Here is a 13,081-nt window from a genome sequence, read left to right as displayed (position 1 = left end):
GACCATAACTCTTTAAGCAGATAGGTAATTAGAAAAAGTTAAAATAAGCACTGTCGAGCTTAAAAACATACTAACTATGGAGTGCTTCGATAGGTTCTTTTTTCTAAGACTAAGTTATAAGTTGATTCTTCAGTATCAAGAGAGTATCCGTTACTTTTTGCAAAAACATCTGCTGCTAGTAGCGAGGGATAAAGAAGAAAAAAACTAGTTACCGATATAGTTAGGAATATCTTACTAGAGCTTTTAAACTCACTTTTAGTTAGGAAATTATTTGATTTTAATGTTTTTACGGACATTCTAGAGCATTCAAATAAGATCAAACTAGAGCCTATAATCAAAATATCAGCCTGATCAAAAGATGAATAACTTTCATTATTATAGATGTTAAGATAAAAGTCTGACAATCCATCAAAACCATATATTAACAGTGATATTGCTGATGCTAATAAAATTATTAAATAAAAAAACACTTGCGTTCGGTCGTAACTCCCTTTTTTCATCGTAACAAACCTCGCTGTATTTCTTGCGAGAAAATCATACTTTGAGTTTTACGTTGAATCTCATTATATTCTTCTTTTGCTCTTCTCTTTGCTTCTATATCTCTTTGCTTTAAGTAAATATCTATAGAGGCTATTAACTTCTGTGTTAAACCTCGTTTATCATTTTCTCTATTCAATAAAAGACCTACAGCCGAGCTTATCAAAATAGCCCCTAATAATGGGCCAGCACTTAAAGTTACAACACTGCCACCCACTGCTGCGGCAAAGTTTACAAATATAGCTGCTGCAGCTGACGATAACCCGATAGTGATTATATCACTAGCTAAAGTACCAAATAGTTTGGCTAAGGTTTGACGGTCATTGAGGAAAAAGTCAATCACTCTGTATGTGGATATTAAGATAATTGTTATTATGCCCCCACTTCTAATGGATTGTAATGCCCCTTCTGGTCCAACAGCGAACTTTGCCACAGTTGGAGTGGGAAGAAATTTTCCTAATCCAGAAAGCTTTGAGTGCATAGCAGGGGAGCCTGTGAGTATGATATGTGGAGATCCAGAATAATTTTTAACGATAACAGAGCTATTATTTCCGTACAAATAGTTTGATAAGTTGGTTATAAAAACTAAGTCCTGTCCTGTAGCATAATAGTTTGCTGTATTTTCAAACATTCCCTTTATCTTTTCCCAACGTTCTAATTTCGCTTTATCTTTTACATTGTTCTTGACAACGATATCGAAGCTCTCGATAGATAAGATAATGGTTTCTTGATTTCGATGTTGATGATTTGATTTATAAAGTGGGTAGGTGCTTATACTACCACTATTTTTTGAGGATTGATGTCGTGATAAAGGGTAGTTGCTAGTCATGTATTTTCCTCAGATATCGGGCCTTGAGAGCTGACAATGTAAACTCTACATGCTGAACAGATCTTTCATATTCGTCTAGTTTTATATTTAAAGGTAAGCGTTTGATCTCATTATCAGGAATAGATTTGTGACAGTGATTCAATTCTTTCTGACAACTAAATTTTATATAAAAGTTTGGAGTCAAGTTTAAGCATTAATTCTATGAAAATTAGGAATAGATTGGTGTCTTGACTTTCCATTGGTAGTTTTGTGAATAAGTGCTACCGTTTCTTCCTCTTTGATACCTCTTCAAAAAGGAAGTGTAGTGGAAATCACGGTTGAGATTTTGTTGGCCTTATTTTTGGTTGCGACTGCCGCAGGCTTTATTGATGCGATGGCTGGTGGGGGAGGGCTCATTACGCTCCCTGCGCTTTTGGCTGCGGGGTTGAGTCCGACTCAAGCTCTAGCAACCAATAAGTTACAAAGTTCGTTTGGCAGTTTCTCTGCTAGCTGGTATTTCGTGCGTAACGGTATTGTCAGCCTAAAGGAAATGCGTTTCGCGATACTCTGTACTTTTATTGGTGCAGCGATCGGTGCCGAGGCTGTGCAGTTTATTGATGCTAGCGTACTCACCAGTTTGATCCCTGTTCTTTTGATAGCCATTTCCCTCTATTTTTTACTCGCGCCAAGTACGAGAAAAATCGATGGAGAACCAAAGTTATCTGAAGCGATGTTTGCGCTATGCATTGGTGGCGGGATTGGCTTCTATGATGGCTTTTTTGGCCCTGGGACTGGATCTATTTTTACTGTTTGTTTTGTTGCACTAGGTCACTTTTCTTTGGTCGAAGCCACAGCTAGAACCAAAATCCTCAATTTCACGTCAAACATTGCGGCACTACTCTTTTTTATCTTAGCTGGGTTGCCAGTGTGGAAGCTTGGCTTAACTATGGCTGTTGGCGGTTTTCTTGGTGCTCAGTTAGGGGCGAAGGTCGTGGTAAGTAAAGGGCAAAAATGGATTCGTCCTCTAGTTATAGTGATGTCGATGCTTATGGCAACGAAGCTTCTTTGGCAACAACATCAGCAATGGATTCTGTCAGTGCTTTAACTCGTTCGCTACGATATGTGCTGTGACGTAAGCAGATATGTATTGGTCGAACTAACTGATCTAGCTCTTCAAAGTCATAGCAGAACTTAGATGTGATATTAAGTGTCGTTAGGATAGATTTAGGGATTAAAGCGGGAGCCATACCTCCCAAAGCCAGTTGTGCTGCCGCAGTATACGAATCCATTTCCATCAAAGGTTCGATTCCGTGTTTGGATAAAATAGCTTGTTGATATGTGTTGGCAGGGTTAGTTAGGTCATTGGTCAAAATAGCTTTAGGTAGTTGTGAAAGTGAATGTCGACTGACAATTGAGAAAGGTTCATCGGCGAGGTGAAGGCTCATTAATCCATGATGAGGTGGTAGATAGCCAGCGCAAAATCCCAATGTTGCTTTGCCTGATTTCACATTCTCAATAATGCGTGGCGTATGATTGGTCGATATTCGTATGTACTGATCATGGGCAAAGTGTTCTGCCATGATCATGCTGAGGTATCCAGCGACTAAGGTTTCAGAGCAGTCTATCTTGATCAAAGAAGTATCTTCTATTTGTTGTTGATCATAGATCTGACCTCTTAACTCATTGAACGTTGGCTCGATTGTGTTTATGAGGGCAAGGCCATCGGAGGTCAGCTTTATGTGCCGACCATTTGGCTCTATCAATTTTTTTCCTAACTTCTTCTCTAGATTTGAAATACGTTTACTCACGGCAGATTGACTAATATAGAGTTGACTGCCTGTGCGGCTCATGGTTTTTTCTTTACTGAGGACAAGTAACGTTTCAATACCTTCAAGCAACATAATGATTAATGAAAGTTAGGAATGGTTGAGATAATTTAGCGAATTGCCCAAGAATTGGCGAATCAAATGAGCATAAATGAGAGGAGCCGACACTTGGTCGACTCCATGGTGAGTGATGTTGTTGGTGTTTAACGGTTAATGGCGAAAGTTGGCAGGGATAGATGCCAACGAATCGCACCGAGACGTATAATGAGCGTTGAGATTACACCAGCGAGTAAAGCCGTTGAGTGGTCATAACCCATGTTTACCGCCATCGTATGGAAGATGCCGCCAATAATACATGCCGTAGCATAGACTTCACTTCTTAATACCATAGGAACTTCGCGAGCCAGCACGTCTCGTATAATGCCACCGCCACAGCCAGTAATAACCCCCATTATCACCGCGACCATCCCAGATGCATTGTAGGCGAGTGCCTTTTCTACTCCTATTCCTACAAATACAGCGAGACCGATGGCATCACAAACGGGTAATACCCACCATGAGAGTCGCTTGGGTCTTCGAATAACAAGCATGGTTAGTAGACACGTAACAAATATCACCCATAAGTAAGTCGTATCTGTTATCCAAAATACGGGAGTGGCACCAAGCGCCATGTCTCGGATTGTTCCGCCACCTATAGCAGTCACACTGCCGAGCACGATAACGCCGAATGGATCCATTTTTAAACGGCCCGCCAGTAATACGCCAGAGATAGCGAAAACAGCGGTACCGAACAAATCGATCATATAAAGCAGCATGGAGTCCATGTTACTTAGTACCTTTAAATAGTGTGAGAAAAAATGGGCGGAAATTGTACGGTATTTGCCACGAAATCGTTAGCGTTTTTGACGAACGCTTTTAAAGTGCTCACACACTTCCTTGATCGCGTTCAATGTGCGTGGTGTCGGACGGTTAATCCAATCAGAGTTTAGGGACCAGATGTGTTTGTTTTTAAGGGCAAGAAGCTCATTACTCCACTCAGCCCACATACCATCGTTACTCATTGCGTGACGAGAAGTAAAAATAACCTCTGGCTGGCGAGTAATGACTTGTTCGATGCTAACTTGAGGATAAGGCGCGCTGGATGCGGCGAAAATGTTCTCACCACCGCAAAAAGTAAAGACTTCACTTGGCCAGTTCTTTCCGGCGACAGTGATGATAGGCTTTTCACTCAACTGATAAAAGTAACGAACTTTCTCGTTCGTGTTGTACTGTTCTTTTAGTGTACTCAGCTGCGTTCTAAAATCTTCAGCGGCCTTTTTTCCTACTTGTGGAGTTTCGCTGTATTGGCTGAGTTGCTCGATATTATTGGCGATATCTTCTAATGAACCTGTAGTGGAGTAATAGATAGGAATACCGAACTGTTTAATTTTCTCCAACTCTTTAGCGGGGTTTCCGGCTGGCCAAGCAATCACTAAGTCCGGTTGAAGAGCAATAATGCGCTCTAATTTAATTCCTTGATAATTTGAGACTCTTTCTAGCTGCTTTGCCTGTTCTGGATAATCGCTCATTTCGCTGACAGCAACAAGCTGGTCTCCTAGCCCTGCAGCAAAGGCAATTTCGGTGGCATGTGGAGCTAAACTTATAATGCGTTGAGCGGGTTGAGCGACGGTCGCTGTCGAAACAAACAGCGTTAATGCGAAGCATAATTTATTCATCATAATCCTTGATAAATTATTCCTAAAAGCAAACTTTGGATTGCGATCCAAGCCAGGACGCGCCAAACGAGCAGCGTATGTATTTGTGAAAGGTGAATAGCCGATGGCGCAATGCGCCCACCGATTTTTGCGCGCTCTGCACGCACACCTTGATAGATAGCAGGGCCGCATAAAGACAGTTGTAGTTTGTGTCCGATAGTACATAACACCCAACTAGGTCCTGGTAAGGGCCAAGACTTCGCTTGCTGTTGTATTCCAGAGAGCACATTACTTGTATTCTTTCCGGCAGCTAAAAGTATGGCAAAGAGACGAAGTGGAATAATATCCAGAGTAGCAACCAGTTGAATCACAGGTTTACCAAAGGGCAAATATTGGCGTCGGCTAGGGGACCACACTCGCGCTAATTCTGTTGTGAGTCGATACATTAACGCACCAATACCACCTGTTAGTGCGTACCAAAATAGCACACCGATCACGTTGCGGCTGTATGCCATAATCAGGGTTTCTGAGCCAGCTTTACCTATGCCAACGAGCGAGAGGCTACCAGTATCGCGATTAAGGTATGGTCTCAGTAATGCTCGACACTGAGCTTTGTCTTCCGAAGACATACTAGTTACGAGCTGTTTCGTTAACGTTTCGCTGTTGCGCCAGTCTAGCGCAAGGATCAATAGAACCAGTTCATATAAAGGGATTTGCCAAACAAATGGCTTTACTGCAATCAGTAATATCAAACAAGGAAACAGTATCAAGCCTAGTGCAAGACTGCCTGAGATTACACTCTGTGAGTAATTGTGATTATTGTTCACTTTGTTGGCTAGCTGTTCTGCTAGCTTTCGCCATAAAGTGATGGGGTGCGCTGAATGGGGGATTGGCACTAGAAGGTGCAAGAGCAGTGCGCCCCACATTATAAGGAGCGCACCGTTGGCATAAAATGACTGAAAAACTTCTTCCATGAATGAGTCGTTTACTTAATGAGTTCCAGCATTTTGAATACCATTTCGGAAGAGCTTTTTGCTGCTAGAGGCAGGAACTCATCAAAGCTCATTGGTGATTCTTTATCAGCGACATCAGAGATTGCACGCACAACAACAAACGGAGTGTTGAATTGATGACAAGTTTGAGCGATAGCAGATGCTTCCATTTCTACAGCGATAACTGACGGGAAGTGTTTACGAATAAACTCTTGACGCTCAGCAGTACAAACAAACGCATCGCCAGTACAAATTAGGCCGCGAACCGCATGAGTGTTTTCCATTTGTGCTAGGGCTTTTTCTGCTAAGTCCATTAGCTTGTCATCCGCTTTGAATGCAGCTGGTTGACCGGCCATTTGGCCAATCTCATAACCAAAAGCGGTTACGTCTGCATCGTGATGACGAACTTCTGTAGAGATAACTACATCGCCAAGGTTTAAGCTTGAATCGAAACCGCCAGCAGAGCCTGTGTTAATCACAACGTCTGGTTGGTATTCATCAAGAAGGATTGTCGTGCCCACCGCCGCTGCAACTTTACCGATGCCCGATTGTAGTACGACGACTTCAACATCGTTAATTTGACCAGAGAAAAACGTACAACCTGCTTTATTTACAGTTTTGCAGTTTGTAATTGCTTGCTTCAGGATGGTCACTTCTTGTTCCATCGCACCGATGATACCAACTTTCATAACACTCTCTTTAAGTAAATATTTTAGTTGGCCGAGAGTATAGCACTCCCCGTTGGCAGTTTTCTATTTGATGAGCTTCGCTTGAGTGAGCTTTTCTCGTAATTGATCGGCGCGCTTTCTGTTTACGCCAAAGTCAGAGTAGCCCACACGAGATTCCGAGCGCACAATCAGTTGGTCTCCTGCTATTTTTAGTTCGAGGTCATCCACGAAGCGCATGATTTTAGATGTGCACTCGATACGAAGGTAGTTGCTTTCTTTCACCGCGGTTTTCGCGCCTGGCAGTTCAAGCGCAACTTGCTCAATAGCGTCGATGTTCGCTGAATCCACTAAGATGAATGGCGTTAGGTTGTATTTTTCTCGCGTGTCTTGGGTGGAGACGCAGTTTGGTTTGTCACCACAAGGTGATTGAGAACGATCCGTCATGGTTGTGACTCCTTGGCTACAAGCGGTTAAGCCGAGCAAAGTAATGGAAAGGAGAGCGGCTTTTTTCATTGTATTTACTCTTATAATTTTGTTTCTAATTATATGGATACAAAAGAAAAAGGATCCAATAACAGGACCCTTTTTGTGAGGTTAGCTGAGATTAAACTTCGAGGTAATCGAGAATGCCTTCTGCCGCTTTTCGTCCTTCATCAATTGCGGTTACGACAAGATCAGAACCTCGTACCGCATCGCCACCCGCGAAGATCTTTTCGTTGCTGGTCTGGAACTGGAACTCTTGCTTCGCTGGGGCTTTGATACGACCCCATTGATCCAAATCGACATCAAACGGTGCTAACCAGTCCATTTTGTGCGGCTGGAAACCAAACGCCATGATAACAACGTCTGCTGGTAGAACGTGCTCGCTGCCTTCAACGGGTTCTGGACGTCGGCGACCCGCTTCATCAGGTTCACCAAGTGCGGTTTTCACCACTTTGACCCCCGAGACTTTGCCTGACGCATCCACTTCCACTCCCAAAGGCTGAAGGTTGAACATGAACTTCACGCCTTCTTCCTTTGCGTTTTTTACCTCGCGACGAGAGCCTGGCATGTTGGCCTCATCACGACGATAAGCACAAACTACGTTGGAGGCACCTTGGCGAATTGAGGTACGAACGCAGTCCATTGCTGTATCACCACCACCCAGTACGACGACTTTCTTTCCTGCCATATCGATAAAGGGTTGGTTACTCTCAAGATCCATGACTTTGTAGGTGTTCGAAACTAAAAATGGCAGCGCGTCATACACACCCGGCGCATCTTCATTATCTAGACCAGCACGCATGTATTTATAGGTGCCAACGCCCAAGAAAACAGCATCGTATTCATCAAGTAGCTCTTGCATTTGGACATCTTTGCCTACTTCCATGTTCATGCGGAACTCGACGCCCATTTCAGTGAACACACGGCGGCGGTTTTCCATCACGCCTTTTTCAAGCTTGAAGGAAGGAATACCGAAGGTCAGAAGGCCTCCAATTTCAGGGTAGCGGTCAAACACGACTGGCTTAACGCCATTGCGCACTAGGATATCCGCGGCAGCCAAGCCAGCTGGGCCTGCTCCAATGATTGCGACCTTTTTATCGGTCCACTCCACCTTGGACATATCTGGCTTCCAGCCCATTTCAAACGCTTTGTCGGTAATGTACTTTTCTATGTTACCGATGGTGACGGCACCAAAGTCATCATTAAGCGTGCATGAACCTTCACATAGGCGGTCTTGAGGACAAACGCGCCCACATACTTCCGGTAGGCTGTTGGTTTGATGCGATAGTTCAACCGCTTCAAGAATACGACCTTCATTGGCAAGTTTTAACCATTGAGGGATGTAGTTGTGGACTGGGCATTTCCATTCACAATATGGGTTGCCACAATCTAAGCAGCGATCCGCTTGTGCAGTCGCCTGTTGTTTAGTGAACGGTTCATAGATTTCAACGAACTCGATCTTACGAACTTTGATAGGCTTTTTCGCAGGATCTACACGCTGCACATCGATAAATTGATAAACGTTCTGGCTCATGATTCAAACATCCTCCATGATTACTGTGCTTGAACACGCAGCTCTGCGGCACTGCGGCTCTGGTGACCAAGTAGCGTGCGAAGATCTGCCGCTTGTGGTTTCACCAAATAGAACTTTGGAATCCATTCATCAAAGTTCGCCAAAATATTTTCAGCATGACTCGACCCTGTTTCTTCAAGGTGTTCCGCAATTAGGCCACGCAAATGTTCTTGGTGGATGTAAAGATCGGACAATGAGATGGCTTCGACAGACTCAGTATTAACTCGACCTTCAAAGCTTTGGTTCTCATCCAGAACATAGGCAAAGCCTCCAGTCATACCCGCGCCAAAGTTCACACCTGTCGCACCAAGAATGGCAACAATACCGCCAGTCATGTACTCACAAGCGTTATCGCCAGCACCTTCAATGACGGCTATCGTACCTGAGTTTCGTACGCCGAAACGCTCACCTGCTTTACCGGCTGCAAATAGTTTACCGCCGGTCGCGCCGTACAGACAGGTGTTACCAATGATGGTTGCTTCATTACACTTAAATGCAGTGCCAAGGTGAGGTTTGATAACCACTTTACCACCCGCCATGCCTTTGCCCACGTAGTCGTTCGCATCGCCCGTGAGGTAAAGCTCTACACCACCTGCGTTCCAAACACCAAAGGACTGGCCTGCGGTGCCGTCAAGATAGATTTTGATAGGGGAAGCCGCCAACCCTTGGTTGCCATAGCGTTTTGCTATTTCGCCAGATAAGCGTGCACCAACAGAACGATCAGTGTTGATGACATTGTAGAAGAAACTTGCCGATTGACTGTTTTCGACCGCATGCATGGCATCATCAACGATCTTTTGGTTGAGCTCAGCTTTATCAAACGGTTTGTTTGGCTCTGTCCAAAATAGCGGATGGCCCTCAGGTGATACTGGAGCTTCTAGAATATTGGATAGATCCAGCTTGGTCTGTTTCGCTGTAAATCCCTCTACTGCCTCAAGTAAATCGGTACGACCAATCAAGTCCGTCAGCTTTTCAACGCCAAGTTCGGCGAGTAATCCGCGCACTTCGTCTGCCAGGCCGATGAAGTAATTCATCACCATTTCTGGTAGACCTTTGAAGTATTCTTTACGCAGTGTCTCGTCTTGAGTCGCAACCCCAGTTGCACAGTTGTTGAGGTGACAAATTCGTAGGAACTTACAACCCATAGCGACCATTGGCGCAGTACCAAAACCGAAGCTTTCTGCACCTAAAATTGCGGCTTTAACTACGTCTAAACCAGTCTTTAGACCACCGTCTACCTGTAGGCGGATCTTATGACGCAGACCATTAGCAACCAGAGCTTGTTGTGTCTCTGCCAACCCCAACTCCCAAGGGCTACCAGCGTATTTTACCGAAGTTAATGGGCTTGCTGCGGTACCACCGTCGTAACCCGAAATGGTAATAAGATCAGCGTAAGCCTTGGCTACACCCGTTGCGATGGTGCCGACACCTGGCTCGGAGACGAGTTTTACCGAAACCAGCGCATTCGGGTTGACTTGTTTAAGGTCGAAGATCAGCTGGGCCAAATCTTCAATCGAATAGATATCGTGATGCGGAGGAGGGGAGATCAGAGTCACGCCTTGTACCGAATAACGCAGTTTTGCGATTTCTGCGGTGACTTTGTGTCCTGGTAGCTGTCCACCTTCACCCGGTTTCGCACCTTGTGCCACCTTGATTTGCAGTACATCCGCATTAGTCAGGTAATGCGGCGTTACACCAAATCGGCCAGAAGCAATCTGTTTGATACGTGAGTTACGCTCAGTACCGAAACGGCGAGGATCTTCACCGCCTTCACCCGAGTTAGAGTAACCACCAAGACGGTTCATCGCCGTTGCAAGTGCTTCATGCGCTTCTGGGCTAAGTGCGCCAATGGACATTGCCGCTGAGTCAAAGCGTTTGAACAGTTCAGTGCGTGGTTCTATTTGCTCAAGTGGCAGCGGTGAGTCTGATTTTTTCAGCGACATTAAGTCACGCAGCATGGCAACAGGGCGTTGGTTTACCTGCTTAGCAAAGCTCTGATAGTCGTTACTTTCGCCAGATTTAACGGCCTGTTGCAGCGTGCCGACAACATCCGGGTTGTAAGCATGATACTCACCTCCATGGACGTACTTTAACAAGCCGCCATGATCAATCGATTTGCGTTTCGCCCATGCTTTACGAGATAAGTTTGTAAGATCTTGCTGGAAGTCGTCAAAATTCGCGCCTTCAATTCGAGTTGTGACGCCTTTAAAACACAGAACGACCACATCTTGGCTCAAGCCAACTGCTTCAAATAGTTGTGAGCAGCGGTAAGAGGCGATAGTTGAGATCCCCATTTTCGACATGATCTTGTACAGGCCTTTGTTGATGCCGTATTGGTAGTTTTGCATCACATCGCGGTAGTCTTTCTCTAGTGCTTTATCATCAATCAGTTTACCTAACGCTTCATAAGCAAGGTATGGGTAAACCGCAGTGGCACCAAAACCAAGCAAGACGGCAAATTGGTGTGGATCACGGGCTGTTGCGGTTTCGACAACAATGTTGGCATCGCAACGTAAGTTCGCGTCAATCAGACGAGTTTGAACGGCGCCGACTGCCATTGCTGCCGGAATTGGTAACTTACCTTTGACCAAGGCTCTGTCCGAAAGAACCACTAAAACCGTGCCTTCACGAACGACTTGCTCTGCTTGCTCACACAGATCATCAATGGCTTGTTTAAGATCTTTTTGTTGTGGATCGTAGTTGATATCGAGAATGGTATTACGGTAATGATCGTCACTCAGCTCTAGTAATTGCTGCATGTCTGAATAGAGCAGTACTGGAGAATCAAAGGTTACACGATGCGCGTGGCCATCGGTTTCACAGAAGACGTTCATCTCCTGGCCGATGCTGGTCGCTAGCGACATGACGTGTTTCTCACGCAGCGGATCGATTGGTGGGTTGGTGACCTGCGCGAACTTCTGACGGAAGTAATCAGTCACCAAGCGCTCTTTCGAAGAAAGAACCGCCATCGGGGTGTCATCACCCATCGAACCGACGGCTTCTTGCCCCATATCACCGAGGACACGCAATACTTGATCGACTTCTTCATTGCTCATGGCAAACTGCTTTTGATAAGTCTTAAGCAAGTCTTCATCAAAGCTGCGCTCACCTACTTGATCTTCAGGTAGCTGAGAGAACGGTGTTAGTTTGCGAACGTTGTTCTCCATCCATTCGCGATAAGGGTGACGAGATTTCAGGTCATTATCGATCTCGCTAGACTGCCAAAGCTTACCTTTACGAGTGTCGATGACGAGCAATTCCCCCGGACCTACACGACCTTTTTTGGCAACTTCATCTGGGGCGTAATTCCAAATCCCTACCTCAGATGCCAGAGTGATCAGCTTGTCTTTGGTAATTACATAACGCGCAGGACGTAGACCGTTTCGGTCTAGGTTACAAGCAGCATAACGACCATCGGACAGTACGATACCTGCTGGGCCATCCCATGGTTCCATGTGTTTGGAGTTGAAATCGTAAAACGCACGCAAATCCGGATCCATGTCAGGGTGGTTTTGCCATGCTGGCGGCACAAGCATACGCATGGCACGGAAGATATCCATGCCGCCAGCTAAAAAGAGATCTAGCATATTATCTAGGCTAGACGAGTCTGAGCCTGTCTCGTTCACAAACGGTGCTGCAGTTTGTAGGTCAGGCAGCAGTGGTGACGAGAACTTGTAAGCACGAGCGCGTGCCCATTGTCGGTTACCTTCAATGGTATTGATCTCACCATTATGAGCAAGGTAGCGGAACGGTTGAGCTAATGGCCAACGCGGTTGAGTGTTGGTAGAAAAACGCTGGTGGAACAGACAGATAGCAGATTCCATACGTAGATCGGCAAGATCAAGATAAAAGCGCGGTAAGTCCGCAGGCATGCATAGGCCTTTGTACACCAAAACTTGAGTCGATAAGCTACAGATGTAGAAATCCGGATCTTCGGTGATTTGTTTCTCGATGCGACGGCGTGCGATGTAGAGACGACGTTCAATGTCGCGTTCGCGCCAACCTGCCGGTGCAGAGACAAAGACTTGCTGAATATTTGGAAGCGAGTTGGCCGCAATTGGACCGAGTACTTCTGAATTAGTTGGTACTTCACGCCAACCAGCCACAGTTAGCGTCTCTTGCGCCAGTTCTTTGTTGACGATGTCTTTAGCGAGTTGAGCTTTGACTGGATCTTGGTTGAAGAAAATCATCCCTACGGCGTATTGCTTGCCAAGGTTGAAACCATTTTCTTCGGCAATAAGACGTAAATAGGAATCGGGCTTTTGTAATAGAAGACCACAACCATCACCAGTTTTACCATCGGCGGCGATACCACCACGGTGAGTCATGCGGTCAAGTGCAGAAATTGCTGTACGTACCAGCTTGTGGCTTTGTTCGCCTTCCATATGCGCGATCAAGCCAAATCCACAGTTGTCTTTCTCAAGACTTGGATCATAAAGAGCCATTGCAATTCTCCCTTTGCTTATCCGTCATCCCGACAGATATATCAACACTGCTTAC

11 protein-coding genes are annotated in these 13,081 nt (G+C 45.2%); 1 reads left to right on the top strand and 10 read right to left on the bottom strand.

The annotated features are described in order from the left end of the window. Positions 1 to 74 precede the first annotated feature (74 nt). Entirely contained in the window at positions 75 to 500 is a 426-nt protein-coding gene (locus R7Z50_RS16655; protein WP_017633621.1) for a hypothetical protein, read from the bottom strand. Then, positions 497 to 1,366, bottom strand: a complete 870-nt coding sequence (locus tag R7Z50_RS16650; protein ID WP_065274179.1) for a hypothetical protein — start codon at positions 1,364 to 1,366, stop codon at positions 497 to 499. Before R7Z50_RS16650 ends, R7Z50_RS16655 begins: the two co-directional genes overlap by 4 nt. A 304-nt stretch (positions 1,367 to 1,670) precedes the next feature. Between R7Z50_RS16650 and R7Z50_RS16645 the strand changes: the two genes are divergently transcribed. Continuing rightward, entirely contained in the window at positions 1,671 to 2,450 is a 780-nt protein-coding gene (locus R7Z50_RS16645) for a TSUP family transporter (protein WP_017821480.1), read from the top strand. Here R7Z50_RS16645 and R7Z50_RS16640 read toward each other — a convergent pair. The 8 genes from R7Z50_RS16640 to gltB form a co-directional block, all read right to left on the bottom strand. Beyond that, a complete protein-coding gene (locus R7Z50_RS16640) occupies positions 2,392 to 3,246 on the bottom strand; it encodes a LysR family transcriptional regulator (RefSeq protein WP_318149161.1) in 855 nt (284 codons plus the stop codon). The two genes, R7Z50_RS16645 and R7Z50_RS16640, sit on opposite strands and share 59 nt — an antisense overlap. A gap of 128 nt (positions 3,247 to 3,374) precedes the next feature. Further along, positions 3,375 to 3,995 (bottom strand): TRIC cation channel family protein, encoded by a 621-nt coding sequence (locus R7Z50_RS16635; RefSeq protein ID WP_005387377.1) that lies wholly within the window; start codon positions 3,993 to 3,995, stop codon positions 3,375 to 3,377. 69 nt (positions 3,996 to 4,064) lie between these two features. Next, entirely contained in the window at positions 4,065 to 4,886 is an 822-nt protein-coding gene (gene btuF / locus R7Z50_RS16630; RefSeq protein WP_025768416.1) for a vitamin B12 ABC transporter substrate-binding protein BtuF, read from the bottom strand. Continuing rightward, complete coding sequence (locus R7Z50_RS16625; RefSeq protein WP_064353626.1) at positions 4,886 to 5,839, bottom strand: cobalamin biosynthesis family protein; 954 nt, start codon at positions 5,837 to 5,839, stop codon at positions 4,886 to 4,888. Before R7Z50_RS16625 ends, btuF begins: the two co-directional genes overlap by 1 nt. 11 nt (positions 5,840 to 5,850) lie before the next feature. Further along, complete coding sequence (gene mtnN, locus R7Z50_RS16620) at positions 5,851 to 6,546, bottom strand: 5'-methylthioadenosine/S-adenosylhomocysteine nucleosidase (protein WP_005381837.1); 696 nt, start codon at positions 6,544 to 6,546, stop codon at positions 5,851 to 5,853. 63 nt (positions 6,547 to 6,609) lie between these two features. Beyond that, entirely contained in the window at positions 6,610 to 7,038 is a 429-nt protein-coding gene (locus R7Z50_RS16615) for a DUF1499 domain-containing protein (RefSeq protein WP_025768418.1), read from the bottom strand. Between the two features lie 91 nt (positions 7,039 to 7,129). After that, positions 7,130 to 8,542: an FAD-dependent oxidoreductase gene (locus R7Z50_RS16610; RefSeq protein WP_005381833.1), complete on the bottom strand. Its 1,413-nt coding sequence runs from the start codon at positions 8,540 to 8,542 to the stop codon at positions 7,130 to 7,132. A gap of 20 nt (positions 8,543 to 8,562) precedes the next feature. Continuing rightward, entirely contained in the window at positions 8,563 to 13,026 is a 4,464-nt protein-coding gene (gene gltB, locus R7Z50_RS16605; protein ID WP_213904801.1) for a glutamate synthase large subunit, read from the bottom strand. Positions 13,027 to 13,081 lie beyond the last annotated feature (55 nt).

The organism is Vibrio sp. 1249-1 (assembly GCF_033340495.1).
The sequence above is the reverse complement of the archived record's forward strand: the minus strand, read 5'-3'. Positions and strand labels throughout refer to the sequence as shown.